The sequence below is a fragment of the Ancylobacter polymorphus genome, assembly GCF_022836935.1.
GTDB lineage: Bacteria > Pseudomonadota > Alphaproteobacteria > Rhizobiales > Xanthobacteraceae > Ancylobacter > Ancylobacter polymorphus_A.
In genome coordinates this window covers 2,312,881-2,338,555 of the sequence record NZ_CP083239.1, presented here as the reverse complement: position 1 = coordinate 2,338,555, position 25,675 = coordinate 2,312,881, and the positions used below count along the sequence as shown (strand labels likewise).

The window sequence follows — 25,675 nt, the reverse complement described above, 5'->3', positions numbered from 1 at the left end:
CGGCCCGGTTCCGGTATCAGGAGCCGCCGCGCAGGCTGTCCAGCACCTCGCCGCTGGCCATTCCGTCCGGCGGCAGGCCGACCGCGACCTGATAATCGCGCACCGCCGCCCGCGTCTGCGCGCCGATCGCGCCATCGGGCGTGCCGACATTATAGCCGCGTGAGGCGAGGCGCTGCTGAAGCTCCGAGCGCTCATTGCGCGAGAGCGCGCGCTGCTCCGGCCAGGGCTGGACGAAAGGCCCGCCGCCACGCAGACGGTCGGCCAGATGGCCGATGGCGAGCGCATAGGCATCCGCCGGGTTGTAGCTGAGAATGGCCTTGAAATTGTCGGTCATCAGGAAGGCCGGGCCTTTGGCCCCCGCGGGCAGCAGCAGATAGGCCATCTCGTCGCCCGGCGGCATCGCCCGCCCGTCGGGGCGGTGAATGCCGAGCGCCGCCCATTCCCGCATCGGCTTGCGGATGTTCTTGTCGGCCAGCAGATAGTCGAAGCGGCGCGGCAGCACGACCTCATAACCCCAGCTGCGGCCCGCCTGCCAGCCGCCGCGCTTCAGCTTGTTGGCGGTGGAGCCCATGGCGTCGGCCACCGAATCCACCACGTTGCGATGCCCGTCACCGTCGAAATCCACCGCATCGCGCTGGAAGGCGGTGGGCATGAACTGGGTGAGCCCGAAAGCGCCGGCCCAGGAGCCGCGCAGATGGCTCTCCGGGATGTCGCCGCGATCGACGATGCGCAGGGCGGCGACGAATTCGTCGCGGAAATAGGCCTTGCGGCGGCCGACGCAGGCGAGCGTACCGGTCGCCTGGATCACGGGATAGGAGCCGCGCGCGCTGCCGTAATTGGTCTCGATGCCCCAGATGGCGGCGACGACATAGCGGTCGACACCATAGCGGCGCTCGACTTCCGCGAACACGGCCGCGTTCTGCGCCATCGCCTCGCGGCCCTTGCGGATGCGGGTCTCGGAGACGAGCATCTCGACATAGTCGCCAGCGGTGCGGCTGAATTCCGGCTGGGTCTGCAGCTTCTCCATGATGCCCATATCGGGCTTCAGCCCCGCCGTGTAGCGGCGGAAGCCGGCGGCGGAGACACCGGCGGCGCGCGCCTTCGGTTCCAGCGCGGCGATGCAGCGGCTGAAATTCGCTTCGTCGCGCGCCAGCGCGGCCGGGGTCATGTCGGGATGGCTGGCGGTGGTGGCCGGCGAGGCGGGAGCCGCCTCCGCCCGCGCCTGCGGACGCACGGGTGCCGGGCGGGCCGGTGCCGCATTGGCATAGGCGGCCGGCGGCGCGGAAAGGGCGCCGGTGATGTCGTCGGTGCCGGCACAACCGGCAAGCCCGAGACAGACGATGGCGACGCCGGCCGCGCGGCCGGCATACCCCCGGTCGGAGGCCGTGCGATGAACCATGACGCTTACCCTAACGCGGAAACCGGCGATGATTAGGCCGGCCGCATGGTTTCGGTGATGTTAACGCCGCGTCACTTTCCGCTGCGGCATTGCGCTTCTTTCGCGTCGTTTCGCGGAAGTGACTGCCCTTGGAACCTATTCCGCCACCTCCGCGTTAACCCACCGGTGCATTGACAGGAGCGAAGCGTTAAGTTCGTTGCGCTACGAGTTCGCCCGTCTGCCTGAACCTGCGTCATCAAGAGCGGCATATTCCCCCGATGGTAAAACCTATTCGCAAAGCGATCCTCCCCGTCGCCGGCCTCGGCACGCGCTTCCTGCCCGCTACCAAGGCGGTGCCGAAGGAAATGCTCACCGTGGTGGATCGTCCCGTCGTGCAGCATGTGGTGGACGAGGCGCGCGCCGCCGGCATCGAGCACATCGTCTTCGTCACCGGCCGCAACAAGGGTGTGATCGAGGACCATTTCGACCGCCAATATGAGCTTGAAGACACGTTGAACGAGCGCGGCAAGACCCAGATGCTGGCGATGCTGCGCGAGGAAACCATGGGTCCCGGCGCCACCAGCTTCACCCGCCAGCAGCTCCCGCTCGGCCTGGGTCACGCGGTGTGGTGTGCCCGCGACATCATCGGCAACGAGCCCTTCGCGCTGCTGCTGCCGGACATGCTGCACAAGCCGGCTAACGGCAAAGGCTGCCTCGGCCAGATGGTGCAGGCCTATGCCCGCACCGGCGGCGGCAACCACATCGCGGTATATGAGGTGCCGCCCGAGCAGACCGACCAATACGGCATTGTCGGCCTCGGCGAGGAGATGGCCGACGGCGTGCACAAGATCGCCCGCATGGTCGAGAAGCCGAAGAAGGAGGTTGCTCCCTCCAACCTCGCAATTTCCGGCCGCTACATCCTCCAGCCGGAAATCTTCGATCTCCTCGCCACCCAGGAGCGCGGCGCCGGCAACGAAATTCAGCTGACCGACTCGATGCTGAAGCTGGCCCAGACGCAGGATTTCTACAGCGTCACTTTCGACGGCGCGATCTATGATTGCGGCTCGAAGCTCGGCTTCCTCATGGCCAATGTGGCCTATGCGCTGGACAATCCGGAAATCTCCGGCGCCTTCCGTCCCGAACTCGACGCGCTGCTGGGGCGGGGTTGAGCCCCCGTCCTGCCGCTGCAATCTCATAAAAAAGGGCGCCCGACGGCGCCCTTTTGCTTGCTTGGCGCGGCTTGGCCGGCGCACCTCGCTTTACACCTTCCAATAATCCGCCGCGCCCTCCGGCAACGTGGCCACTACCCGGTCGAACGCTTCTGTATCGACATGACGGCGCAGCGCCCGGGCGACATCGGACAGGCAACTGTCGGGCGCGAAATTATGGTGCTGCCGCAGAGCCTGCACCTCACGCGTCAGCGTCGCCCGGTCGGCGAAGGGCCGCACCGGCTCCGCGACATCCCAACGCGAGACGAAGATCGCGCGCAGGAGCGGCGGTAGCACATCGGCGAAGCGAAGCGCCTGCTGTACCTCCAGCCGGCGGCGGAAGGTCAGCAGCACGCCTTCAACCATGGTGTAGGTCTGGTTGCGGGTGGCAAGCCCCGAGAAATCGCGGGCATCGGCGAGGAAACGCTCGAAATCGTCGGAGGCGTGCTGCAGTTCCATCGGCATCGGCATTCTCAGCCCTCCCCTCATGAAAGAAGGGCCCCCGCAAGAGGGCCCTTCGATATCACGAGCGCATGGTAGATGCTGCGGGCCTGGTCAGGCCGCTTCGTCCACATTGCGCGGGCGGGTGTCGAACAGAAGTTCGTTCGCCCCGCGCTCGACCCGGACGACATCGCCATCCTTCACCGTGCCGGCGAGGATGCGGCCGGCCAGCGGATCCTGCAGCAGCTTCTGCATCACCCGCTTGAGGGGACGCGCGCCATAGGCCGGGTCGTAGCCCTTGTCGGCGAGGAAGTCCCGCGCCTCGGGGGTGATCTCCAGCGCGATCTTGCGCTCTTCCAGCAGCTTCTCCAGCCGCTTGGCCTGGATATCGACGATGGCGCCCATCTGCTCCCGCCGCAGCCGGTGGAAGAGGACAATCTCGTCGACGCGGTTGAGGAATTCCGGGCGGAAATGCGCACGCACCACGCCCATCACCTCCTCGCGCACCGCCTCGCTGTCCTGCCCGTCGGGCTGGTTCACCAGATATTCGGCCCCGAGATTCGAGGTCATGATGATCAGCGTGTTGCGGAAGTCGACCGTGCGGCCCTGCCCGTCCGTCAGGCGCCCGTCGTCGAGCACCTGCAGGAGGACGTTGAACACATCCGGATGCGCCTTCTCGATCTCGTCGAACAGCACGACCTGATAGGGCCGGCGCCGCACCGCCTCGGTGAGCGCGCCGCCCTCCTCATATCCGACATAGCCGGGAGGCGCGCCGATGAGCCGGGCGACCGAGTGCTTCTCCATATATTCCGACATGTCGAGACGCACGAGCGCGGTATCGTCGTCGAACAGGAACGAGGCCAGCGCCTTGGTCAGCTCGGTCTTGCCGACGCCGGTGGGGCCAAGAAAGATGAAGGAACCGATCGGCCGGTGCGGGTCCTGAAGCCCCGCCCGTGCGCGACGGACCGCAGTCGAGACGGCTTCCACCGCCTCCTTCTGGCCGACGACGCGCTTACTGAGCATGTCCTCCATGCGCAGCAGCTTCTCCTTTTCGCCTTCCAGCATCTTGTCGACGGGAACGCCGGTCCAGCGCGAGACGACGCCGGCGATGTGGTCGGGCGTCACCGCCTCTTCCACCATCGCGCCAGCCTTCACCTCGGCAGCGGTGTCCTTCGCCTCAATGGCGGCGAGCTTCTTCTCCAGCGCCGGAATGGTGCCATAGGCCAGCTCGCCCGCCTTCTGGTACTCGCCCGAGCGCTGGGCGATGGCGAGATCGGCGCGGGCCTTCTCAAGATCGCTCTTGATCTTCTGCGCATCGCCGAGCTTCTCCTTCTCCGCCTTCCAGCGCGAGGTGATGGAGGCGGATTGCTCCTCCAGATTGGCGAGCTCCTTCTCCAACTTCTTCAGCCGGTCCTTGGAAGCAGCGTCGCTCTCCTTCTTCAGCGCTTCCTGCTCGATGCGCAGGCGCACGATCTCACGGTCGATATTGTCGAGTTCCTCGGGCTTGGAATCGACCTGCATGCGCAGGCGCGAGGCCGCCTCGTCGACGAGGTCGATCGCCTTGTCGGGCAGGAAACGGTCGGTGATGTAGCGGTTGGACAGCGTCGCCGCCGCCACCAGCGCCGAATCGGTGATGCGCACACCGTGGTGCAGCTCGTACTTCTCCTTGATGCCGCGCAGGATGGACACCGTGTCCTCCACCGTCGGCTCGGAGACGAAGACGGGCTGGAAGCGACGGGCCAGCGCCGCGTCCTTCTCCACATGCTTGCGGTATTCGTCGAGCGTGGTCGCGCCGACGCAGTGCAGCTCGCCGCGCGCCAGCGCCGGCTTGAGCAGGTTCGAGGCGTCCATCGCGCCATCCGTCTTACCGGCGCCGACCAGCGTGTGCATCTCGTCGATGAACAGGATGATGCCGCCTTCGGCCGCCTCGACCTCGGAGAGCACGCTCTTCAGCCGCTCCTCGAACTCGCCGCGATACTTGGCGCCAGCAATCAGTGCGCCCATGTCGAGGGCAAGCAGCTGCTTGTCCTTCAGGCTCTCCGGCACGTCGCCATCGACAATACGCAGGGCGAGCCCCTCGACGATCGCCGTCTTGCCGACGCCGGGCTCGCCGATCAGTACCGGGTTGTTCTTGGTGCGGCGGGACAGAACCTGGATGGTGCGACGGATTTCCTCGTCGCGGCCGATCACCGGGTCGAGCTTGCCTTCGCGCGCCGCCTCGGTGAGGTCGCGGGCGTACTTCTTCAGCGCGTCATAGGCGTTCTCCGCCGTGGCGCTGTCAGCCGTGCGGCCCTTGCGCAGCGCCTCGATGGCGGTGTTGATCTTCTGCGGCGTGGCGCCGGCCTTGGCGAGGATCTTGCCCGCCTCGCTGTCCTTCTCAAGCGCCAGCGCGAGCAGCAGCCGCTCGACGGTGACGTAGCCGTCGCCGGCCTTCTTCGCCGCCTGCTCGGCGGCCTCGAAGACACGCGCCATGGCGGGCGCGAGATAGACCTGGCCGGCGCCGGAGCCCTGCACCTTGGGCAGCTTGTTCAGCGCCGCCTCGGTATCGGCGAGCACGATACGGGGATCGCCGCCGGTGCGGGTGATCAGCCCGGCGCAGAGACCTTCCGGATCGTCGAGCAGAACCTTCAGCAGGTGCTCGGGAGTGAATTGCTGGTTGCCCTCACGCAGGGCAAGCGACTGGGCGGACTGGACGAATCCGCGCGCGCGCTCGGTGTAGATTTCGAAATTCATTTCGCGTTGCCTCCTGGCCCCCCGTCCGCCCATGAAGGCGCGAACGGTCATTCGGGACGACGGCGCCCGTATCCCGGCCGCCGTAACGGACCCCGTTGCGGCAATCCGTCCGTCCTCATGTAGTGTGGCGAAACGGCAACGGAAGGGCGTTGCGCCGGATCAAACGCGGATTTTGCTCAGGCCGCTGCCGCCGCTGTGCCGGGCCCTGCGACGGGACGCCTCGGCGCGGTGCCGCCGGGGCAGCCACCGATCAGATAAGCGCCCGCCGCCAGCACTGCCACGCCGCCCAAGACGAGGAAGGCCGCGGGGTAGCCGAGCCGCTGCGCCACCACCCCGCCCAGCAGGGTGGAGAGCGAAGCGCCGATGCCCTGCGCCGTCATGGCGAAGCCGAGGCCAAGATTGAACCGCCCCGATCCGGCGAGAATGCGGGCCACAAGGCCCGGCGTCGCGACGCCCAGCAGGCCGGCGCCGACACCGTCGAGCATCTGCACCGGAATCAACGCCCAGGCGGCCCCGTAATGCACCGCCGCCGCAGCGATGACACCCCGGATCGGCAGCGCCGCCAGGGCGAGCAGCAGCACGAGCCGATAGCCGCTGCGCTGGCCCAGCCACGCCGCGACCAGCGCCATCGGGATCATCGTGCCCTGCGCCACCACCACGGTCGCGGCGGTGAGACCGCTCGGGTCGGCGCCTGCGGTTGCCACCATCGCCTGCCCGAACAGCGGCAGCATCGCCGCATTGCCGAGATGAAACAGGCCAAAGGTGATGGCCGCCGTCACCAGCGCCGGTTCCCGCAACAGCTTGCCGATACTCTCATGCCCCTCCCCCACCGCCGCGCCGCTGCCGCCGCGCGCCGCCTCGTGGTCGATGGCTGCGGCCGGGATGGCGAGGGCCGACAGCGCGCCGAGCAGCGCCATCGCGCCCAGCAGCGCGAACACCGCCGGCAGGCCGAACCACCAGCCGAGCACGCCCGCCAGCACGGCGGCGAGGATGTTGCCGGCATGGTTGAACGCCTCGTTGCGGCCGAGCTGGCGGTCGAAGCCCGCCGGACCGACGAGACCGAGGGTGAGTCCGGCAATGGCCGGAAGCAGCGCGGCAGCGGCGACGCCGTTCACCGCCTGCGCCGCCGCCACCGCTACGAATTGGGGAATGGCGAGGATGGTCAGCGATGCCGCGAGGATGGCCGCCGAGCCGATGACGATGATCGCCCGCTTGGCGCGGCTGGCATCGACGAGGGCTCCCATCGGCATGGTCGCCGCCATGCCGACAAGGCCGCCCAGCGTCATCACCAGTCCGATCTCCGCCGGTCCCCAGCCTTTTTCCTGCAGGAACACGCCGAGAAACGGACCGAGCCCGTCGCGCACATCGGCGAGGAAGAGGTTCAGCGCGGCAAGCGCCGCGAGCGGGGAGAGCAGCACGGCGGAGGTGGAGGTGCGCATGGAGATCTACCGGCGGTGGCATCGCACCGGAAACGGCCGGCCGCCGGAACGGTTCCGACGGCACGGCGCGATCTTCGCCGGTCAGCGAGACTAGGACGCGGCGGGGCGCTCCGCCACCATCATGTAGTTGACGGAAAGATCGCCCGAGCGCCGCCACTCATCCGCCAGCGGGTTGAACACGACGCCCTCGCGCTCGATCACCCGCAGGCCGCCCGCTTCCAGCGCCGCCTGCAATTCCTCCGGCGTGACAAAGCGCTGCCAGTCATGGGTGCCCTTGGGAAGCCAGCCCAGCACATATTCGGCGCCGACAATGGCGAGGGCGAAGGCGCGCTTGGTGCGGTTCAGCGTCGCCGCGACCAGGAGACCGCCCGGCTTTACCATCTCAGCGGCGCGGGCGAGGAACAGGTCGACATCGGCCACGTGCTCCACCACCTCCATCGCCATGACCACGTCGAATCGCTCGCCCGCATCGGCCAGCGCCTCGGCCGTGGTGGCGCGGTAATCGACGGGAACGCCGCTTTCCTCCGCATGCAGCGCGGCGATGCGGACATTGCGCTCGGCGGGATCGATGCCGGTGACATCGGCGCCCATGCGCGCCAGCGGCTCGCTCAGCAGCCCGCCACCGCAGCCGATATCGAGCAGGCGCAGCCCTTCCAGCGGGCGGATGGCGCGGGGATCGCGGCCGAAATGCGCGATGATCGTCTCGCGCAGATAGGCGAGCCGGACGGGATTGAACTTGTGCAGCACCCGCATCTTGCCGCGTGGATTCCACCATTCGGCGGCGAGCGCGGCGAAGCGCTCGACTTCACGGGGATCGACGGTGGTGGCGGTTGCGGTCATCGGCGCCTCATCTTCGCCCGGCCGTGCCGAGAGGGATTCCAAGCTCGCGCGCTGCCGTTGCGGGCGCGGCGCGAGGTGGATATGTATACGCGCCTTTTGGGCCGGGAGCCCACCTCCTCCCGCCCGGCCCCACAGAAGAACACGGTACGGTTTCCCGCAATGGCACGTCTGGTGATGAAGTTCGGCGGCACCTCGGTCGCCAACATTGAGCGCATTCGCATCGTTGCGCGGCACGTCAAACGGGAAGTGGAGGCCGGCCATCAGGTCGCCGTCGTCGTCTCCGCCATGTCCGGCAAGACCAATGAGTTGGTCGCCTGGTGCCGCGAGGCGGCCGTGCTGCACGACGCGCGCGAATATGACGCCATCGTCGCTTCGGGCGAGCAGGTGACCTCCGGCCTGCTGGCCATCGTGCTGCAGGACATGGGCATTCCGGCCCGCTCCTGGCTCGGCTGGCAGCTGCCGATTTCGACCGACGACGCCCATGGCGCCGCCCGCATCCTCGACGTAAACGGCGAGGAGATCATCAACCGTTTCGCCCAGGGTGAGGTCGCGGTCATCGCCGGCTTCCAGGGCATCCACCTGCCGACCGGCCGCCTCACCACGCTCGGGCGCGGCGGCTCGGACACCAGCGCCGTGGCAGTCGCCGCCGGCATCAAGGCCGACCGCTGCGACATCTACACGGATGTCGACGGCGTCTACACCACCGATCCGCGCATCGTGCCGAAGGCGCGGCGGCTGGAGAAGGTGGCCTTCGAGGAAATGCTGGAAATGGCGTCGCTCGGCGCCAAGGTGCTTCAGGTGCGCTCGGTCGAGCTCGCCATGGTACACAAGGTGCGCACCTTCGTGCGCTCCAGCTTCACCGATCCGGACGCCCCGGAACTCAAGACCGCCGGCGACCCGCCCGGCACCCTGATTTGCGACGAGGAGGAAATCGTGGAGAGTGAAGTCGTCACCGGCATCGCCTTCGCCCGGGACGAAGCCCAGGTCAGCATTCGCCATGTGCCGGACCAGCCTGGCATCGCGGCCAATGTGTTCGTGCCGCTCGCGGATGCGAACATCAATGTCGACATGATCGTCCAGAACATCTCGGCCGAGGGCTTCACCGACATCACCTTCACTGTGCCGAGCACCGATTTCGAGCGCGCCAAGGCGGCCCTTGCCGTGGTACGCGACCAGATCGGCTTCCAGAGCATCGAGGGCGCCACTGACGTGGTGAAGGTCTCGATCATCGGTATCGGCATGCGCAGCCATGCCGGCGTCGCGGCACGGGCCTTCAAGGCGCTTTCCGAGCGCGGAATCAACATCCGCGCCATCTCCACCTCCGAGATCAAGATCTCGGTGCTGATCGACGCCGCCTATACCGAGCTTGCCGTGCGAACGCTGCATTCGGTATACGGGCTAGACGCCTGAAGTCAGGCAACGGCGCGGCGCGAGTCGCGCCGTCTTAAGTGACGCTCCGGGATAGCGGCTCCCGGAAACCGAGGACGGCCCATGCGTGGCGCGCTCGGCGGCCCGCGCGTGCTTTTGAGGCGTCTCCGCGAGGTCATGGCGGAGCCGGTGAGCGCGCAGGACCGCCTCGACAAGATCGTGGTACTGATCGCGGCCAACATGGTGGCCGAGGTGTGCTCGGTCTATGTGCTGCGCGTCGACGGCACGCTCGAGCTCTACGCCACCGAAGGCCTGAACCGCACCGCCGTGCATCTCACGGTGATGCGGATCGATGAGGGCCTCGTCGGCACGGTGGCGCGCGAGGCCGAGCCGATCAGCCTCTCCAACGCCCAGGCGCACCCGGCCTTCTCCTATCGGCCGGAAACGGGCGAAGAAATCTACCACTCCTTCCTCGGCGTGCCGATCCTGCGCGCCGGCAACACGCTCGGCGTGCTGGTGGTGCAGAACCGCGCCCACCGCTCCTATACCGAGGAGGAGATCGAGGCGCTGCAGACCACGGCCATGGTGTTGGCCGAGATCATCGCCTCGGGCGAGCTCACCGCCATGGCGCTGCCCGGCGCCGAGCCGGCGGCGCGCCGGCCGCTGCACCTCAAGGGGCTGGCGCTGTCGGAAGGCATCGGCCTCGGCCATGTGGTGCTGCACGAGCCGCGCATCGAGGTCACCAAGGTCATCGCCGACGATCTGCCCGGCGAATTGAAGCGGCTCGACGGCGCGGTCGAGACGCTGCGCGCTTCCATCGACATCATGCTGGAGGATGAGGGCGTCGCCCGCGTCGGCGAGCACCGCGAAATTCTCGAAGCCTACCGCATGTTTGCGCATGATCGCGGCTGGATCGGCCGCATGCGCGAGGCGGTCATGACCGGCCTCACCGCCGAGGGCGCGGTGGAGCGCGTGCAGTCCGACACCCGCGCCCGCATGCTGCGCATGACCGACCCCTATCTGCGCGAGCGGATGCACGATCTCGACGATCTCGCCAATCGGCTGCTGCGCCAGCTCACCGGCCGTGCCGCCGGTTCCGAGCACACCAAGCTGCCGGACAATGCCGTCATCGTCGCCCGCAATATGAGCCCGGCGGCGCTGCTCGACTATGACCGCACCCGCATTCGCGGCCTGGTGCTGGAAGAAGGCGCGGCGACCAGCCACCTCACCATCGTGGCGCGGGCGCTCGGCATCGCCGCCGTGGGCCATATGGAGAATGTCGTCGGCCAGGTCGATGCCGGCGACGCGGTGATCGTCGACGGCGTCTCGGGCGAGGTGCATATCCGCCCGCCCGCCGATGTCGAGAACGCCTATGTCGACAAGGTGCGGTTCCGGGCCAAGCGGCTGGAGCGCTACGCCGCCCTGCGCGACGTGCCGACCGTCACCAAGGACGGCACGCCGATCGAACTGCACCTCAATGCCGGCCTGCTGGTCGACCTGCCGCATATCGCCGAGACCGGCGCCACCGGCATCGGCCTGTTCCGCACCGAACTGCAGTTCATGATCGCCTCCGCCTTCCCGCGCACGAATGAGCAGCTGAAGCTCTATCGCTCGGTGCTGGACGCGGCAGGAGAGCGGCCCGTGGTGTTCCGCACTCTCGACATCGGCGGCGACAAGGTGCTGCCCTATATGCGGGCGATCGAGGAAGAGAATCCGGCGCTGGGCTGGCGGGCGATTCGCCTCGGCCTCGACCGGCCCGGCCTGCTGCGCAGCCAGATTCGTGCCCTGCTGCGCGCCGCCACCGGGCGCGAGCTACGCCTCATCTTCCCCATGGTGTCGGCGGTCGAGGAATATGACCGCGCCCACCACATCGTCGAGCGCGAGCTCACCCATCTGCGCCGGCACGGCCACGGCTTGCCCGAGCGGGTGCTGGTCGGGGTGATGCTGGAAGTGCCGGCGCTGTTGTTCCAGCTCGACCAGCTGTTCAGCCGGGTGGATTTCGCCTCGGTGGGCTCCAACGACCTCGTGCAGTTCCTCTATGCCGCCGATCGCGGCAATGCCCGCGTCGCCGACCGCTTCGATCCGCTTGCCCCCTCGGCTTTGCGGGCGCTCAAGCTGATCATCGACAAGGCGGCGGAATACGGCAAGCCGGTCACGCTCTGCGGCGAACTGGCCTCGCGCCCGCTGGAAGCGCTGGCCCTCGCCGCCATCGGCTACCGCAAATTGTCTGTTTCCCCGGCGTCCTATGGCCCGGTCAAGGCGATGCTGCTCGAACTCGACCTGACCGCCGCTTCCGCCTTTGTCGAACCGCTGCTCGGCACGCGCGGCGAGGTGGCGTCGCTGCGTCCGCAGCTCGCCGCCTTCGCCGAGAAGGCCGGCCTGCCGCTGTGAGTGCCGCCGCGTGACCGCCCTGCCCGATGCCCGCCTCGACCAGCTCCTCGCGCGCCATGCCGAGATCGAGCACGCCCTCTCCGCCAGCCCGGAGGCGGAGACCTATGTGCGCCTGTCGCGCGAATTCGCTGACCTCTCGCCGCTGGTCGAGAGCGTGAAGGCGCTCCGCCGCGCCGAGCGTCAGCTCACCGAGGCGCGCAGCCTCGCCACCGAGGCGGCGGGCGACCGCGAGATGGCGGCGATGGCGCAGGAAGAGGCGGAGACGCTGGAGGAGGAGGTCGAGACCCTCTCCCACGCGGTGCGGCTTGCGCTGCTGCCCAAGGACGCGATGGACGAGCGCGGCGTCATTCTGGAAGTGCGCGCCGGCACCGGCGGCGACGAGGCGGCCCTGTTCGCCGGCGACCTTTTTCGCATGTATGAGCGCTTCGCCGGCCTGAATGGCTGGTCGGTCGAGGTGCTGTCGATGACCGAGGGCACGGCCGGCGGCTTCAAGGAAATCGTCGCCGGCCTGCACGGCTCCGGCGCTTACGCCAAGTTGAAATTCGAATCGGGCGTCCACCGCGTGCAGCGCGTGCCGGACACCGAGGCCTCGGGCCGCATCCACACCTCCGCCGCCACCGTCGCGGTGCTGCCGGAGGTGGAGGATGTCGATATCGAGATCAACGAATCCGACCTGCGCATCGATGTGTTCCGCGCTTCCGGTGCCGGCGGCCAACACGTCAACAAAACCGAAAGCGCGGTGCGCATCACCCACATTCCCACCGGCACCGTCGTCGCGGTGCAGGACGAGCGCTCGCAGCACAAGAACAAGGCGCGCGCCATGGGCATGCTGCGGGCGAAGATCTATGAGGCCGAGCGTGAGAAGCGCGACAGCGCCCGCGCCAGCGAGCGCAAGGTGCAGGTCGGCTCCGGCGACCGCTCCGAGCGTATCCGCACCTATAATTTCCCGCAGGGGCGCGTCACCGATCACCGCATCGGCCTCACCCTCCACAAGCTGCCGGAAATCCTCGCCGGCGACGCGCTGGGCGAACTGGTCGATGCGCTGACGACGGAATATCAGGCCGCGCTGCTGGCGGAAGCCGAAAGCGCCGGCTGGGGCGAGCGGTGACCACGCGCACCGCCCTTCTGCGCGCCTTTGCCGCAGCCTTCGCCGAAAGCGGGATGGAGGCGCCCGAGCGCGAGGCCCGCGCCCTGCTCCGGGGCGGCCTCGGCCTCACCGATCTCGACCTCGTGACACGGGGGGAACAGGAAGTCGCGGAAGACGATGCGACCCGCCTTCGCGCTCTCGCGGAACGCCGTACCCGGGGCGAACCACTGGCCCGGCTGACCGGGCGGCGGGAGTTCTGGAGCCTCGACTTCTCCCTCAGCCCCGAAACGCTGGTGCCCCGCCCGGAGACGGAAACGCTGGTGGAGGTGGCGCTGTCGCTGTTCCCAGACCGTACCGCGCCGCTGCGATTGCTCGATCTCGGCACCGGCAGCGGCGCCCTGCTCGCGGCGCTGCTGAGCGAGTATCCCACCGCTTTTGGCGTGGGGGTCGACCTCGCGCCGGGCGCCGCCCGGCAGGCGCGCGCAAACCTTGCGGCGCTTGAATTTGCGACGCGCGCGGCGGTGCTGGTGGGGCACTGGGGGGAGGCGCTCGTCGGTGGCTTCGATCTCGTGGTCTCCAATCCGCCATACATTCCCAGCACCGATATTCCGGCGCTGCAACGGGAGGTTCGGACGCACGACCCGCTGCTCGCGCTCGACGGAGGGCCGCAGGGGCTCGATGCCTACCGCGCCCTCACTCTCGCGCTGCCCGGCCTGCTGGTTGCGGGCGGCTATGCGGTGCTGGAACTGGGCATCGGGCAGGAGCGGCAGGTGGCAGGTCTGCTGACCGCCGCCGGCCTCACCGTCCAAGGCCCGGCGCGCGCCGATCTCGCCGGAATCGCCCGCGCGATCATCGCCCGAAAGGCTTGATTGCGCAGAAGGCGCCGCAAAAAAGGGCTTGGAACACGTTCCCGAACCGATTAGTGTCTTTCGCAGGAATCGTCCTGAGACATCAACTGCCTTTTGGTGATTGGAACGCCGGCCGCTCATTCGTTCGGGTAGCCGTGCTCGTCGCTGGCAGTGGCGTTCAGCGCTTTGCGAAGAGCCTGGATGCGACCTGTTTCATTAAGGGGCGAACGCTCCAAGAGTTTATCGGCGTGGCTTCGGTTGCGCGATGAAACATGGGGTCGGCCGCAGCGCATTCGTGCGCGCGCCGGGTCCGGGCCGGAGAAATGCGGTTCGGACGGAGTGTCGTCGGCATGGCCGGCGACGATGCATCGTCGAGATGCGCTCCCATGGAAGAAGCCCGATGGTCGAGGTCGACCTGCGGCATGACTGGAGCCCCTCTGGGGTCCCGGCCTGCGGCAGCTTTTCCCCGGCTGACGGCGAGATTTGCCGCCGTGCCGTTGATGATGGTTGAGGCCGAAGCAACGGCACAGCGGACACCGTGTGATTGACCCGCCCGTGTGGCACCGAACGGCACTGCCGTCCGGCATTGTGGGGCACCAGAGACCAGCTCGATGCGAAATAACAATCAGCAGAAGCGTACGCGCGGCCGCAACAACGGCAATCGGCGCAGCCAGAATCCGCTTACCCGCGTTTACGAGTCGAACGGCCCGGACGTGAAGGTGCGCGGCACGGCGCAGCACGTCGTCGAGAAGTACCAGCAGCTCGCCCGCGACGCGCAGGCCTCCGGCGATCACGTGGCCGCCGAGAACTATCTGCAGCACGCCGAGCACTATTTCCGCATCATCGCCGCCGCTCAGGCGCAGTTCGGGGTGCAGGGTCAGCCCTATCAGCGCAACGACGACGACGATTTCGACGACGAGATGGACGAGGGCGGCGCGGAGCCGCCGCAGCTCTATCAGGTTCGCGAGCCGCAGGCGCCGCGCGAGAACGGCTACCGCGAGAACGGGCACCGTGAAGGCGGCCAGCGGGACGGCCAGCGCGATTTCCCGCGTGACCGCGACAATCGGCGCGACAATCGCGAGCGCGGTGCCGACCGCTATCAGGACCGGAACCAGGATCGCAATCAGGACCGCGGCCAGGATCGGAACCAGGACCGCCACGCCGAGCGCGGGCAGGATCGTGACCGGGGCGACCGTCCGGAGCGCAATGAGGGCCGTGAGGGCCGCTGGTCGCGCGACAACCGCCCCTACCGTGACAATCGCGACAACCGCGCGCCCCGCGAGGGTGGCGAGGGCGGCTATCGCGACCCCGCCCAGCAGCCGCAGCCGCGCCTCGGGCCGGATGTGGAAGCCGAGATCGGCCTGCCGGCCTTCATCACCCAGAGCGGCGGCGCCGTCCCGGTGACCCCAGCCGCACCGCGCCGGAACGAGGCGCCGGCGGAAGCAACGGAGGCCAAGGCCACCGAAGCCCCGATCCCGGCCGCCGTGCCCGTGTCTCAGCCGGCGGCTGAGCCTGCGCCCGCAGAGGCAGCCGCCCCTGCGGCGCCGGCCCCGAAGGCACCCGGCCGCAGCCGTGCTGCCAAGGCGGCCGCCGTGCCGGCGCCCGAGGAAGCCCCGACCGAGGACAGCGAGGCCCGTGCGCCGCGCACCCGCCGCCGCCGCTATCGCCGCGCCGATGCGGAAGGTGAAGGCGAAGGCGCCGACACCGCCCCGGCGGAAGTAGCGGAGTGAGTTAGCCCCAAATGAAAAGGCCCGGCGCGTGCCGGGCCTTTTTCGTTGCGGGAGCGCCTTTGTGCGGCCCCGAGACGTTCAGACTGTGATGCGGACGGAATCGCCCTCGGCGATGAGCCCACCCTGCTCGATCTCGGCGAAGATGCCGCAGTCGGTATGGCCAAAGGTCCGCATCAGCGTGCCCGGCACATCCATGTCGCGTTTGGCCGTCACCGGATCGACATTGGTGGCGGCGCAGCGGAAAATGCGCTGGGTGATCTTGAGCCGCACCTGGCTGCCGACCTCGATCGTATGGCCGACAAGGTCGAACTCCTCCCACGGCTCCATGCCGTCGAGATAGAGATTGCCGCGGAAGCGCAGCGGATCCACCGGCCGGCCGATGATCTCGCCCAGCGCCCGGCAACTCGCCAGATTGATCAGCGACACATAGCCCTCGGTGGTGTCGACGAAGCGAAAGGCCGGCGGTGCCGCCAGCACGCGCGGCGCGCCGCGCAGCTCGTAGCGCGAATAGCGCTGGAAGAACGCCTCGATCGCCTCGCGCCCTTCCGCCGTGTCGAGCCGGCCGCGCGCCACCTCGTCGCCGTCGAGATGGATGACCAGTTCCGCCGCCGCGTCGTCATAGCGCGCCTCAAGCGCCGCGAGCCGCTCATTGCGCATGAGCATCAGGAACTTGATCTTGGGCTGGAAGGCCGGCGCTTCCGGGATGAAGCCGGAGGGGCCGTTCTCGATGGCGTAAAGCCGGTCGCCGGGAAAGTACCCGCCCGCCTCAAGCTCGACCAGATCGAGACGCTCCGGCGTCAGCCCTTTCACGGGGTAACGGTAGAGCGCCTGAATGCTGGCGAAGCTGAGAGACTTCGGCGCCTCGTCAGCCGCGGTGAAAAGGTCGGCGTCGTCGGTCGATTCGCTCATCATGCCTCACCATATCGGCTCCGGGCGCCCACGTCAGCCGCGAGCGGGGACTCCGGCGGCCCGTGTTTTGCCTGTCGCAATTTTAGCTTTTCCTCGGCTTACGAATCCGTCTCAATGGCTGGCGGGTTCCCTGCCGAAACCACCAGGAGGGGGTCATGCCGCGGCTCTTCACCGCCCTCGAAATTCCGGCCGATATCGCCGAACACCTGTCCATGCTGCGCGGCGGTCTTCCCGGCGCCCGCTGGATCAGCCCGGAATATTACCACGTCACGCTGCGCTTCATCGGCGATGTCGACCATGTGGTCGCCCGCGACGCCGCCGCCGCGCTGGATGAAATCGAACGCTTCGGCTTCGATCTCACTTTGTCGGGCGTCGACCAGTTCGGCAATCACAAGCCGCACTCGATCTTCGCCGGCGTGCAGGCCAACCCGGCGCTGAACGAGCTTCAGGCCGAGCATGAGCGGGCGATGAAGCGCATCGGCCTGCCGCCGGAAGGGCGCAATTTCCGCCCGCATGTCACCCTCGCCCGGCTGCGCGACGCCGCGCCCCGGCAGGTGGCGGATTATCTCGCCTTGCGCGGCTATTTCCGCAGCAGCACGTTCGAAGTCTCGCGCTTCGTGCTCTATTCCTCGCGCGATTCGGTGGGGGGTGGACCCTATCGGGTCGAAGCCGCCTATCCGCTGATGTGACGGCCCGCCCGTTGCGAAACGCAAAGCCGGCAACCATGTCTTGGTTGCTGGCCCAGCCATGGGTCGTCCGGAGACCGAGATGAGCCAAAGAGCCGACCCTGCCCTTGATGCCGACCTGCTCGATGCCGCCCCCCTCGGCACGGAGCGCGAGGGGCTCTCCGGCGCCAGCGCGGCGGACGAGGCCCGGGTGCGCGCCGGCTTCTGGCCGAAGCTGGCGGGGGCGCTCTCGCGCATCCCCTTCGCCGAGGACGCGGCCGCCGCCTATTATTGCGCGCTGGACACTCAGACGCCGACGCGGGTGCGGGCGCTGCTGTTCGGCGCGCTCGCCTATTTCCTGCTGCCCACCGATGCGGTCCCGGATGTCTTTGTCGGCCTCGGTTTCACCGACGACGCGGCGGTGCTGGCGACGGCGCTCAATCTGCTCGCCAGCCATATCGGCGCCGATCACCGCACGGCGGCCAAGAGCGCGCTGGCGCGGCTGCGCGCCCGTTGAAGGCGCGCCGCGCCGCGACCGGCGCCGATCTTTGCCGCGAGCGCCGCTTCTGCCATCAATTCGCCGCCGCCCTTTCGCCAATTGAGCAGCAAAGCCGTCCGATCGGGGGTCCAAGGGTTCACAGCCGCCAACAGCGCGGATATCCCTGAGCCGCTGAGACGGAGAATCACGCGGAACCGCCGCTGGCGGCCTTTTGGAATACGGAGGATGCAGACCATGGGACGACGCACCGTGCGCGCCGCACTCGCCGGCCTGGCAATGGCATTGATCGGCATCGGCGGCGCCAATGCCCAGGGTGCGCCGAAGCTCGTCACCCAGTCGGGTGACTGGGGCGTCTATCTCGACACCAGTGGCAGCGGCAAGATTTGCTACGCGCTCTCCCAGCCCAAGACCCGCATGCCGGCAGGGCTGAAACGCGATCCCGCCTATTTCTTCATCTCCACCCGCACTGCCGAGAATGTGAAGGGCGAGGTCAGCGTGGTCATGGGCTTCGCGCTCAAGGAAGGCACGGACGCCACCCTGACCATCGGTACAAACAATTTCGACCTCTATACGCGCGGCACGGGCGCGTGGGTGCGCAACGTCGCGGAAGAGGCGCGGCTGGTGGATGCACTGCGCAAGGGCAAGGACGTGGTGGTGAAGAGCACCTCGGCGCGCGGCAATGTCACAACCGACACCTATTCGCTCAGCGGCATCTCGGCGGCCATCGACCGCGCCGCCCAGGAATGCCGCTGACGCGCCATGTGCGCCTGCTAGAGTGCCGGCGGCGGCTTCGCGCCACGCCCTTCCCCGAGCGCCCATCTTCGAGGTCATCATGCCTGCCGAACTGCGGCTCATCCCCTGCCTCGCCGACAATTACGCGGTGCTGCTGCGCGACCCTGTGACCGAGGCCACCGCCGTCATCGACGTGCCGGAGGTGGCGCCCGTTCTGGCCGCGCTGGAACGCGAGGACTGGACGCTCACCCATATTCTCGTCACCCACCACCACACCGATCACATCGCCGGCGTCGAGGCGCTGAAAGAACGCTTCGGCGCGACGGTGATCGGCCCGCGCGCCGAGCGCGACACCATTCCCGGCCTCGACTTCGCTGTGGTCGATGGCGATCCCGTCGCCGTCGGCGGGCTGGTGGGGCGAGTGATGGAGACGCCGGGCCACACCAAGGGGCACATCGTCTTCCTGTTTGAAGAGGAGCGCCTGCTGTTCGCTGGTGACACGCTGTTCGTCATGGGGTGCGGCCGCCCCTTCGAGTGCGATCCGCCCGTGTTGTGGGAATCGCTCGCCCGGCTGCGCACCCTGCCGGACGACATCGCGGTCTATTGCGGGCACGAATACACCCTTTCCAATGCCCGTTTCGCATTGAGCGTCGACCCTGAAAACGCCGCCATCGCCGCGCGGCTCAAGGAAATCGAGGCGCAGCGCGCCGCCGGCATGCCGACCCTGCCGACCAGCATCGGCGCGGAGAAGGCGACCAATCCTTTCATGCGCGCCGACGATCCCGAACTCGCCGCCCACATCGGCCTGCCTGGCGCCGAGCCGGGAGCGGTGTTCACCGAGCTGCGCAGCCTGAAGAACAGCTTCCGGGGCTGAGCGATGCGGCTGAACGGGCTTTCCGCCGCCGACATCGTCGCCCATCTCGGCCTTGTCCCCCATCCGGAGGGCGGGCATTACCGTGAGACCTTCCGCGATTCCCACCTGACGCCGGACGGGCGCTCGGCCTCCACCGCCATCTATTTTCTGCTGGCGGCGGGGGAAGTCTCGCACTGGCACCGGGTGGATGCGGTGGAGGTGTGGCACTGGCACGCGGGCGCGCCGCTCGAACTCTCGATCGCGCCGGGCGATGCCGGGCCCGTGGTGCCGCATCGGCTCGGCCCGGGCCTCGACGCGGGCGAGGAGCCGCAGCGCATCGTCCCACGCGCGGCCTGGCAATCCGCGCGCAGCCTCGGCGACTGGACGCTGGTCGGCTGCACCGTGGCGCCCGGCTTCCATTTCGCCGGCTTCGAGCTGGCGGCGCCCGGCTGGTCGCCGGGCTGAGCCGGGATCAGCGCCGCGCCAGCAGTGTCGCCACCGCCGCACCGCCAACGATGAGCGCGCAGGCGAGCCCCAGAGACCAGCTCAGCGCGGCAAAGCCCGCCAGCACCAGCAGCAGGGTGGAGAGCACCGGCGCCGCATAGGACATGACGCCGAGCAGGCGGATGTCGCCGCGCTTCATGCCGATGTCCCAGGTGTAGAAGGCGATGCCGACCGGCCCGATGCCGAGCGCCACCACGGCCAGCCACTCCCCTGCCCCCGCCGGCCATACGGACGGCTCGAACAGCACATGGCAGAGCGCCGAGAGCGCGGCGGTGGCGAGGCAGAAGCCGGCCACCACCTCGGTCGGCACGCTGGCGAAGCGGCGCGAGGCGACCGAGTAGACCGACCAGATCACCGCGCACAGCGCGGCCGCGAGATAGCCCGGCACATATTCCGGCGCGAAGCCGAAGCCGCCCGCCCGGGCGCCGAGCAGCACCACCGTGCCGGCAAGCCCCATAAGCGCGCCGATAATGTGCGCCGGCCGCAGCCCTTCCCCCGGCAGGAAGGCGGACATCAGCACGATGAGCAGCGGCCAGAGATAGGCGATGAGGCCGGCCTCGGCCGGCGGGGCCAGCTTCAGCGCCGAGAAATAGAAGAAATGATAGCCGAACAGCCCGCCCACACCGTGCAGCCACACCGGCCAGGGCTGGCGCAGCACGCCGAGGCCGACGCCGCGCGCCACCGCCGTGACCAGCCCCACCGCCCCACCAATGGCGAAGGTGAGCGCGGTGAGCAGGAAGGGCGGCACCGCGCCGGTGGAGGAGGTCGTCAGCGCCAGCGTCGACCACAGGAGAATGGCGCTGAAGCCGATCAGCGTGGCCGTCCGGCGGGACAGGGAGCGGGCGGGAGTGGAAGCGGAAGAGGGCATGGAAACACCTGTGCGGACCCTCCTTATGACCGGTGCGGCCGCACACGCCAAGGGTCGTCTTCGGCCTGCCGCCGACCGGGAATCGCACCGCGCACGGGAACCTGCGGCGCGGGGGCCGATTACCAAACGTCACCCCTGTTCGGAGGAGTTCCCCCTGATGATCTTAGCTCGTGCCCTCGCCCCGGCCCTCGCCCTTGCCGCGCTCTTCGCCGTGCCGGCCTTTGCCCAGACGCCGGCTCCGGCCACCGGCATCGAGGAGGCGCTGCGCATCGCCCGCGACAATGGCGTGGCCCAGGTCACCAAGATCGAGCTCGATGACGGGAAGTGGGAAGTGGAGGGAATGAACGCTTCCCAGCGCAAGATCGAGATCGACATCGACCCGGCAACCGGCAAGGTCCTCAAGACCGAGACACGCTAAAGGGCATCAAGCCGCCCGCTGTCGCAGCGGGCGGCGTTCGGCCTCAACTCAGCAGCTGGCCGCCATTGGCGGAGAGGGTCGAGCCTGTGATGAAGCCAGCCTCGTCGGCGGCGAGGAACACCACGCAGCGCGCGATCTCCTCGGCCTCGCCGAGCCGGCCGACGGGGATGTTGGCGACGATCTTCGCCAGCACGTCCGGGGGCACCGCCATCACCATCTCGGTGGCGATGTAGCCGGGGCATATGGCGTTGACTGTGATGCCCTTGCGCGCGACTTCCTGCGCCAGCGCCTTGGTGAAGCCGATCTCGCCGGCCTTGGCGGCGGAATAATTGGTCTGGCCCATCTGGCCCTTCTGGCCATTGATCGACGAAATATTGACGATGCGGCCGTAATTGCGATCGCGCATGCCGTCGATCACGTTGCGGCACATATTGAACACCGATGTGAGGTTGGTGTTGATCACCGCGTGCCAGTTCTCCGGCGACATCTTGTGCAGCATGCCATCGCGGGTGATGCCGGCATTGTTCACCAGCACATCGATCGGGCCGACCTTTTCCGTCACCTCGGCAATGCCCGCCTGGCACGCCGCGAAGTCGGACACGTCCCATTTGAAGGCTGGAATGCCGGTCTTCTCGGTGAACGCCGCCGCCGCCGCGTCATTGCCGGCGTAATTGGCCGCTACCGTATAGCCCGCCGCCTTCAAGGCTTCGCAGATGGCCGCGCCGATACCGCGCGTGCCGCCCGTGACCAATGCAACTCGCGCCATGTCTCCCCCCTCTGGCGTCCCTTTCCCAAGGGAACTCGCGACGGTTGTACGTCGATTTGTGACGGCGGCAAGGCGTTATCCCCCCTGCCGCCGGGTTCGTTGGAGTCACGGCCGATGCCCGCCGCGACCGTCCGCCTCAGTCGCGCTGAAGGCACATGGCGATGCCCATGCCGCCGCCGATGCACAGCGTGGCGAGCGCCTTTTTGGCGTCGCGCTTCTCCATCTCGTAGAGCAGCGTGGTGAGGATGCGGGCGCCCGAGGCGCCGATCGGGTGCCCGATGGCGATGGCGCCGCCATTGACGTTCACCTTGTCGGTATCCCAGCCCAGGTCCTTGTTCACGGCGCAGGCCTGCGCCGCGAAAGCCTCATTGGCCTCGATCAGGTCGAGATCGGCGGCGCTCCAGCCGGCCTTTTCCAGCGCGCGGCGAGAGGCGGGAATGGGGCCCGACCCCATGATGGCGGGATCGACGCCGGCCTGCGCCCAGGAGACGATGCGCGCCAGCGGCTTCTTTCCCGCGCTCGCGGCCCGGGCGGCGGACATCAGCACCACGGCGGCGGCGCCGTCATTGATGCCGGAGGCGTTGCCAGCGGTGACCGTGCCATCCTTGGAGAAGGCGGGGCGCAGCTTGGTCATCGCCTCGATGGTAGCGCCGTGGCGCGGGTATTCGTCATCGGCGACGACGATATCGCCCTTGCGCGAAGCGATGGTCACCGGGACGATTTCGTCCTTGAAGCGGCCCGCTTTCTGCGCCGCCTCAGCCTTGTTCTGCGAACGGACGGCGAAGCTGTCCTGCTCATCGCGGGTGATCTGCCACTGGCGGGCGACGTTCTCAGCTGTCGTGCCCATGTGATAGCCGTTAAAGGCGTCCCACAGGCCGTCCTTGATCATGGTATCGACCATCTCAAGGCTGCCCATCTTGGTGCCGTTGCGCAGATGCGCGCAGTGCGGCGCCTGGCTCATCGATTCCTGGCCGCCGGCGACCACGATGTCGCTGTCGCCATTGAGGATCGCCTGGTAGCCAAGCGCAACGGCGCGAAGGCCCGAGCCGCAGAGCTGGTTGACGCCCCAAGCCGGACTTTCCACCGGAATGCCGGCCGCCACCGAGGCCTGGCGCGCCGGGTTCTGCCCCGCGCCGGCGGTGAGGATCTGGCCCATGATGGTCTCACTCACCTCGCCCGGCGCCACGCCAGCCCGCTCCAGCGCGGCGGCGATGGCGATCTTGCCCAGATCATGGGCGGGCAGCGACGAGAGCGCCCCGTTGAACGCGCCGACCGCCGTGCGCGCAGCGCCGACAATGACGATGCCGTCTTTCATGAATGACGTCCTCCGGTACCGTTCCTGGATGCGGGCTCGGCCTCCCGGCCGGCGCCTCACCTTGTTATTTAGGTGTGACAGCATCGTGGTGGCCACCTGTGATCCATGTCAATGGCAGGCGGATATTCTTGACGTCAGGTCAGGCGTGCGCTGCACCCTGCCTTCGCGCGCGCCGTGGGGCGCCACAATTCCTGTAGCCGGGCGGCGGGAAACGTCCTAGAGTTTTCAATGGGAAACGATCAAGGCGACTGGATCACAATGGCAAAATCCACCGAACCCGTCACCATCAAGAAATACGCGAACCGCCGCCTCTACAATACCGGCACGAGCACCTATGTAACGCTCGAAGACCTCGCGCAGATGGTCAAGAACGGCGAAGACTTCGTCGTCTACGACGCTAAGACTTCCGACGACATCACTCACTCCGTATTGACCCAGATCATCTTCGAGCAGGAAGGCAAAGGCCAGAACCTGCTCCCGATCAATTTCCTTCGCCAGATCATCCGCTTCTATGGCGACAGCATGCAGATGCTGGTGCCACGCTATCTCGACATGTCGATCGAGAATTTCAGCAAGGAACAGAACAACCTGCGGGAACACTTCACCAAGACGCTCGGCATGGGCGGCATGGGAGGTATAGGCGGCTTCGGCATGCTGGAAGAACAGGTGCGGCGCAACATGGAAATGTTCGACCGCACCTTCAAGATGTTCCTGCCCAACGGGCGCGACGAGGCGCCCACCGCACCCGCAGCGCCGGCCGCTCCGCAGGCGGGCGATTTCGACGAGCTGCGCCGACAGGTGGCGGATATGCAGAAGCGGCTCGACAAGCTCGGCGACGGCGGCAAGAAGGACTGATCCACCGGGGAAACGACCGAGCCGGCTCCCGGCCGGCCCGGCGGCGCCGGAGCGGTGCCGCCCCACGTCACGCGCGCGACCTCCCGCACCATTAGCAGTAGCGAGCCGAGATTCGGCGCCAGCGCCTGCGGGTCAGGGCTGCGCCACGGAATTGGCCGTAACGACGGCGGCATCGCCCGTGACCGCCCCATTCGCTGGCACCTGCACCACGGACAGCCCCGAGGTCACCTGCGCCGCGCGGACACGGTCCAGCCCAACGAAGCGGATGCCGGCCACCTCGACATTGGATGGCGGCGCCGACTGGCCCTGCGCGGCGCGCGCAATCAGGCCGCGCAGTTCCGGCGCCATCTCCGCCAGCTGGGCGAACTTGGCGTGGTTATAGCCGTCGACCGACTTCACCTTCGACATGTCGACGACGACGGCGCCCAGTTCCACCAGTTCGGTATCCTGGGTGTAGGCCCCGAGCCGCGGCTTGTCGCCGGCGATGAAGTTGGAGAAGGCCAGCGCCTTGTCGTCGCTCGACACGATGACGATGAAGGGCTTGGGCGGCTTGCCGAAGCGCTTGAGCTGGCTCTTGAACACGTCGACATCGATGTCCGGCGCGGCCAGCACAATGTTGCCGATCTTCTCCACCGGCAGGCGCTTGCCGGAAATCTGGATCTGCCGCAGCGCCTCGACCGTCACCCAATTGCCCATGGAATGCGCGACGATGCTCACCTGGTCGGCGCCGCTGTCGAAGACGAGGCGGATCGTCTCTTCCAGCCGGTCGCGCGCCGCCGTGGCACTGTTATTGTCATAGACATAGTCGGCGACTTCGCCGCGCGAGGCCCAGGTAAACAACACCGGTACGCCCGTGGCCTTGGAATCCTCGGCCATCTGGGTGAGGCGATAGAGCGCCTCGGAGAACAGCGTGTTGTAGCCATGAACGAAAATCACCGCCTGCCGCTTGCCGGCCGGGTATTTCGCCAGTTCGCTCTTGAGATCGGCGGTGAATTCCTTCGGCGTCTCGCGATAGACCGCCTCGCGCACCACCATGTCCGTGGCGGGGTTGGGCGGCGACTTGGTCGGCGCCTCCACCATGCCGGACTTGTGAGTGGGCGGAACGCTGACCTGAACCTTGGCGAAGCTCAGTTCCGGCGTGCGTTCACCACTGTAGAACACGCCCGGCCGTGGGTCGCGGGCACGGGCCGAGGCGACCAGCAGCGTGTGGGTGCTGATGCTGACATCCTCGTCGGCGATGACGGAGAGCGCGTCCGGCCCCGGACGCGCGGCACAACCAGCCAGAACAGGCGCGATCAGCGCCAGCGCCACGATCCAAACGAAGCCGCTGCGCGATCCGCGACGAGACTTACGCGACACGACAGGCTCTCCGTTCGATGCGCCCGATGCTCCCCCCTTCATAAGGGCAGCCGGCACGATAGCAGTGGCGACCCTACAAGGATACGGCACCAAGGCTTCTGGATCGTTACCGCCACGCGGGGCAAATGCCGGCCGAACACGCGAAAGCCGGCCCGAGGGCCGGCTTCAGACAGATCGACACGGGTCCGGGGCGATCAGGCCTCGGCCTTGACCTTCAGCACCTGACGGCCCTTGTACATGCCGGTCTTCAGGTCGAGGTGGTGCGGACGGCGCAGCTCGCCCGAATCCTTGTCCTCGATATAGGTCGGCTTGGCGAGGGCATCGGCGGAACGGCGCATGCCGCGACGCGACGGGCTGGTTTTCTTCTTCGGAACTGCCATGGTCTTCTCCTGTCCCGGCCTGGCTCACGCCCAGTCGGAAGGGCCGCGCCGGATGGTGCGTAATTCGAGTGGCGGCTTATACAGACTCA

24 protein-coding genes are annotated in these 25,675 nt (G+C 67.9%); 13 read left to right on the top strand and 11 right to left on the bottom strand.

Annotated elements, in window-relative coordinates; translation table 11 throughout:
• Positions 1-16: 16 nt before the first annotated feature.
• Positions 17-1,399 carry a lytic murein transglycosylase gene (locus K9D25_RS11030; protein WP_244375184.1) on the bottom strand — a complete coding sequence of 461 codons (1,383 nt, stop codon included), beginning with the start codon at positions 1,397-1,399 and terminating at the stop codon, positions 17-19.
• Between the two features lie 257 nt (positions 1,400-1,656).
• Between K9D25_RS11030 and K9D25_RS11025 the strand changes: the two genes are divergently transcribed.
• On the top strand, positions 1,657-2,547 hold the full coding sequence (locus K9D25_RS11025; protein WP_244375183.1) for a UTP--glucose-1-phosphate uridylyltransferase: 891 nt from the start codon (positions 1,657-1,659) through the stop codon (positions 2,545-2,547).
• Positions 2,548-2,637: 90 nt separating this feature from the next.
• Here the strand turns inward: K9D25_RS11025 and K9D25_RS11020 are convergent, their stop codons facing one another.
• From K9D25_RS11020 to ubiG, 4 genes are all read right to left on the bottom strand, one after another.
• Complete coding sequence (locus K9D25_RS11020) at positions 2,638-3,057, bottom strand: DUF2267 domain-containing protein (RefSeq protein WP_244375182.1); 420 nt, start codon at positions 3,055-3,057, stop codon at positions 2,638-2,640.
• A gap of 84 nt (positions 3,058-3,141) precedes the next feature.
• Positions 3,142-5,760 (bottom strand): ATP-dependent chaperone ClpB, encoded by a 2,619-nt coding sequence (clpB, locus tag K9D25_RS11015; RefSeq protein WP_244375181.1) that lies wholly within the window; start codon positions 5,758-5,760, stop codon positions 3,142-3,144.
• Positions 5,761-5,936: 176 nt separating this feature from the next.
• Positions 5,937-7,199, bottom strand: a complete 1,263-nt coding sequence (locus K9D25_RS11010) for an MFS transporter (RefSeq protein WP_244375180.1) — start codon at positions 7,197-7,199, stop codon at positions 5,937-5,939.
• Between the two features lie 90 nt (positions 7,200-7,289).
• Positions 7,290-8,039: a bifunctional 2-polyprenyl-6-hydroxyphenol methylase/3-demethylubiquinol 3-O-methyltransferase UbiG gene (gene ubiG, locus K9D25_RS11005; protein ID WP_244375179.1), complete on the bottom strand. Its 750-nt coding sequence runs from the start codon at positions 8,037-8,039 to the stop codon at positions 7,290-7,292.
• A 159-nt stretch (positions 8,040-8,198) separates the two neighbouring features.
• Here ubiG and K9D25_RS11000 point away from each other — a divergent pair, with 159 nt between their 5' ends.
• From K9D25_RS11000 to K9D25_RS10980, 5 genes are all read left to right on the top strand, one after another.
• A complete protein-coding gene (locus K9D25_RS11000; protein WP_244375178.1) occupies positions 8,199-9,449 on the top strand; it encodes an aspartate kinase in 1,251 nt (416 codons plus the stop codon).
• An 81-nt stretch (positions 9,450-9,530) separates the two neighbouring features.
• Complete coding sequence (ptsP, locus tag K9D25_RS10995) at positions 9,531-11,798, top strand: phosphoenolpyruvate--protein phosphotransferase (protein WP_244375177.1); 2,268 nt, start codon at positions 9,531-9,533, stop codon at positions 11,796-11,798.
• A 10-nt stretch (positions 11,799-11,808) separates the two neighbouring features.
• The gene (gene prfA / locus K9D25_RS10990) at positions 11,809-12,906 is read left to right on the top strand and encodes a peptide chain release factor 1 (RefSeq protein WP_244375176.1); all 1,098 of its coding nucleotides are present in this window, start codon (positions 11,809-11,811) and stop codon (positions 12,904-12,906) included.
• Complete coding sequence (gene prmC / locus K9D25_RS10985) at positions 12,903-13,754, top strand: peptide chain release factor N(5)-glutamine methyltransferase (RefSeq protein WP_244375175.1); 852 nt, start codon at positions 12,903-12,905, stop codon at positions 13,752-13,754. The genes prfA and prmC overlap by 4 nt, the downstream gene beginning before the upstream one ends.
• A 590-nt stretch (positions 13,755-14,344) precedes the next feature.
• A complete protein-coding gene (locus K9D25_RS10980) occupies positions 14,345-15,463 on the top strand; it encodes a DUF4167 domain-containing protein (RefSeq protein ID WP_244375174.1) in 1,119 nt (372 codons plus the stop codon).
• 78 nt (positions 15,464-15,541) lie between these two features.
• Here K9D25_RS10980 and K9D25_RS10975 read toward each other — a convergent pair whose 3' ends face one another.
• On the bottom strand, positions 15,542-16,375 hold the full coding sequence (locus K9D25_RS10975; RefSeq protein ID WP_244375173.1) for an MOSC domain-containing protein: 834 nt from the start codon (positions 16,373-16,375) through the stop codon (positions 15,542-15,544).
• 152 nt (positions 16,376-16,527) lie between these two features.
• Here K9D25_RS10975 and thpR point away from each other — a divergent pair, with 152 nt between their 5' ends.
• The 5 genes from thpR (at position 16,528) to K9D25_RS10950 (ending at position 19,586) form a co-directional block, all read left to right on the top strand.
• Positions 16,528-17,061 carry an RNA 2',3'-cyclic phosphodiesterase gene (thpR, locus tag K9D25_RS10970; RefSeq protein ID WP_244375172.1) on the top strand — a complete coding sequence of 178 codons (534 nt, stop codon included), beginning with the start codon at positions 16,528-16,530 and terminating at the stop codon, positions 17,059-17,061.
• Between the two features lie 79 nt (positions 17,062-17,140).
• Positions 17,141-17,554 carry a YkvA family protein gene (locus tag K9D25_RS10965; protein ID WP_244375171.1) on the top strand — a complete coding sequence of 138 codons (414 nt, stop codon included), beginning with the start codon at positions 17,141-17,143 and terminating at the stop codon, positions 17,552-17,554.
• A 216-nt stretch (positions 17,555-17,770) separates the two neighbouring features.
• Positions 17,771-18,289 (top strand): invasion associated locus B family protein, encoded by a 519-nt coding sequence (locus K9D25_RS10960; protein ID WP_244375170.1) that lies wholly within the window; start codon positions 17,771-17,773, stop codon positions 18,287-18,289.
• Between the two features lie 79 nt (positions 18,290-18,368).
• The gene (gene gloB, locus K9D25_RS10955; RefSeq protein WP_244375169.1) at positions 18,369-19,142 is read left to right on the top strand and encodes a hydroxyacylglutathione hydrolase; all 774 of its coding nucleotides are present in this window, start codon (positions 18,369-18,371) and stop codon (positions 19,140-19,142) included.
• Between the two features lie 3 nt (positions 19,143-19,145).
• The gene (locus K9D25_RS10950; protein ID WP_244375168.1) at positions 19,146-19,586 is read left to right on the top strand and encodes a cupin domain-containing protein; all 441 of its coding nucleotides are present in this window, start codon (positions 19,146-19,148) and stop codon (positions 19,584-19,586) included.
• Positions 19,587-19,593: 7 nt separating this feature from the next.
• On the opposite strand, the gene yddG is transcribed toward K9D25_RS10950, so the two are convergent.
• Positions 19,594-20,493, bottom strand: coding sequence for an aromatic amino acid exporter YddG (yddG, locus tag K9D25_RS10945; RefSeq protein ID WP_244375167.1), 900 nt, complete (start codon positions 20,491-20,493; stop codon positions 19,594-19,596).
• Between the two features lie 157 nt (positions 20,494-20,650).
• On the opposite strand from yddG, the gene K9D25_RS10940 reads away from it, so the two are divergent.
• Positions 20,651-20,911, top strand: coding sequence for a PepSY domain-containing protein (locus K9D25_RS10940; protein ID WP_244375166.1), 261 nt, complete (start codon positions 20,651-20,653; stop codon positions 20,909-20,911).
• A gap of 43 nt (positions 20,912-20,954) precedes the next feature.
• Here the strand turns inward: K9D25_RS10940 and phbB are convergent, their stop codons facing one another.
• Positions 20,955-21,677 (bottom strand): acetoacetyl-CoA reductase, encoded by a 723-nt coding sequence (gene phbB, locus K9D25_RS10935; RefSeq protein WP_244375165.1) that lies wholly within the window; start codon positions 21,675-21,677, stop codon positions 20,955-20,957.
• Between the two features lie 136 nt (positions 21,678-21,813).
• Positions 21,814-22,992, bottom strand: a complete 1,179-nt coding sequence (locus K9D25_RS10930; RefSeq protein WP_244375164.1) for an acetyl-CoA C-acetyltransferase — start codon at positions 22,990-22,992, stop codon at positions 21,814-21,816.
• 258 nt (positions 22,993-23,250) lie between these two features.
• Between K9D25_RS10930 and phaR the strand changes: the two genes are divergently transcribed.
• Positions 23,251-23,847 carry a polyhydroxyalkanoate synthesis repressor PhaR gene (gene phaR, locus K9D25_RS10925; RefSeq protein ID WP_244450847.1) on the top strand — a complete coding sequence of 199 codons (597 nt, stop codon included), beginning with the start codon at positions 23,251-23,253 and terminating at the stop codon, positions 23,845-23,847.
• A gap of 132 nt (positions 23,848-23,979) precedes the next feature.
• Here phaR and K9D25_RS10920 read toward each other — a convergent pair whose 3' ends face one another.
• Both K9D25_RS10920 and rpmF read right to left on the bottom strand, forming a co-directional pair.
• Complete coding sequence (locus K9D25_RS10920) at positions 23,980-25,206, bottom strand: alpha/beta hydrolase (RefSeq protein ID WP_244375163.1); 1,227 nt, start codon at positions 25,204-25,206, stop codon at positions 23,980-23,982.
• 194 nt (positions 25,207-25,400) lie between these two features.
• The gene (gene rpmF, locus K9D25_RS10915; RefSeq protein WP_018387408.1) at positions 25,401-25,586 is read right to left on the bottom strand and encodes a 50S ribosomal protein L32; all 186 of its coding nucleotides are present in this window, start codon (positions 25,584-25,586) and stop codon (positions 25,401-25,403) included.
• Positions 25,587-25,675 lie beyond the last annotated feature (89 nt).

Excerpts from the sequence above, each read along its gene's own strand:
- K9D25_RS11010 (WP_244375180.1), bottom strand. The coding sequence starts at position 7,199 with ATGCGCACCTCCACCTCCGCCGTGCTGCTCTCCCCGCTCGCGGCGCTT.
- phaR (WP_244450847.1), top strand. The coding sequence starts at position 23,251 with ATGGCAAAATCCACCGAACCCGTCACCATCAAGAAATACGCGAACCGC.
- K9D25_RS10975 (WP_244375173.1), bottom strand. The coding sequence starts at position 16,375 with ATGATGAGCGAATCGACCGACGACGCCGACCTTTTCACCGCGGCTGAC.
- phbB (WP_244375165.1), bottom strand. The coding sequence starts at position 21,677 with ATGGCGCGAGTTGCATTGGTCACGGGCGGCACGCGCGGTATCGGCGCG.
- K9D25_RS10950 (WP_244375168.1), top strand. The coding sequence starts at position 19,146 with ATGCGGCTGAACGGGCTTTCCGCCGCCGACATCGTCGCCCATCTCGGC.
- K9D25_RS10930 (WP_244375164.1), bottom strand. The coding sequence starts at position 22,992 with ATGAAAGACGGCATCGTCATTGTCGGCGCTGCGCGCACGGCGGTCGGC.
- yddG (WP_244375167.1), bottom strand. The coding sequence starts at position 20,493 with ATGCCCTCTTCCGCTTCCACTCCCGCCCGCTCCCTGTCCCGCCGGACG.
- K9D25_RS10960 (WP_244375170.1), top strand. The coding sequence starts at position 17,771 with ATGGGACGACGCACCGTGCGCGCCGCACTCGCCGGCCTGGCAATGGCA.
- ubiG (WP_244375179.1), bottom strand. The coding sequence starts at position 8,039 with ATGACCGCAACCGCCACCACCGTCGATCCCCGTGAAGTCGAGCGCTTC.
- K9D25_RS11020 (WP_244375182.1), bottom strand. The coding sequence starts at position 3,057 with ATGCCGATGCCGATGGAACTGCAGCACGCCTCCGACGATTTCGAGCGT.
- clpB (WP_244375181.1), bottom strand. The coding sequence starts at position 5,760 with ATGAATTTCGAAATCTACACCGAGCGCGCGCGCGGATTCGTCCAGTCC.
- K9D25_RS10980 (WP_244375174.1), top strand. The coding sequence starts at position 14,345 with ATGCGAAATAACAATCAGCAGAAGCGTACGCGCGGCCGCAACAACGGC.
- K9D25_RS11025 (WP_244375183.1), top strand. The coding sequence starts at position 1,657 with ATGGTAAAACCTATTCGCAAAGCGATCCTCCCCGTCGCCGGCCTCGGC.
- ptsP (WP_244375177.1), top strand. The coding sequence starts at position 9,531 with ATGCGTGGCGCGCTCGGCGGCCCGCGCGTGCTTTTGAGGCGTCTCCGC.
- K9D25_RS10965 (WP_244375171.1), top strand. The coding sequence starts at position 17,141 with ATGAGCCAAAGAGCCGACCCTGCCCTTGATGCCGACCTGCTCGATGCC.
- K9D25_RS10940 (WP_244375166.1), top strand. The coding sequence starts at position 20,651 with ATGATCTTAGCTCGTGCCCTCGCCCCGGCCCTCGCCCTTGCCGCGCTC.
- K9D25_RS11030 (WP_244375184.1), bottom strand. The coding sequence starts at position 1,399 with ATGGTTCATCGCACGGCCTCCGACCGGGGGTATGCCGGCCGCGCGGCC.
- K9D25_RS11000 (WP_244375178.1), top strand. The coding sequence starts at position 8,199 with ATGGCACGTCTGGTGATGAAGTTCGGCGGCACCTCGGTCGCCAACATT.
- rpmF (WP_018387408.1), bottom strand. The coding sequence starts at position 25,586 with ATGGCAGTTCCGAAGAAGAAAACCAGCCCGTCGCGTCGCGGCATGCGC.
- gloB (WP_244375169.1), top strand. The coding sequence starts at position 18,369 with ATGCCTGCCGAACTGCGGCTCATCCCCTGCCTCGCCGACAATTACGCG.
- thpR (WP_244375172.1), top strand. The coding sequence starts at position 16,528 with ATGCCGCGGCTCTTCACCGCCCTCGAAATTCCGGCCGATATCGCCGAA.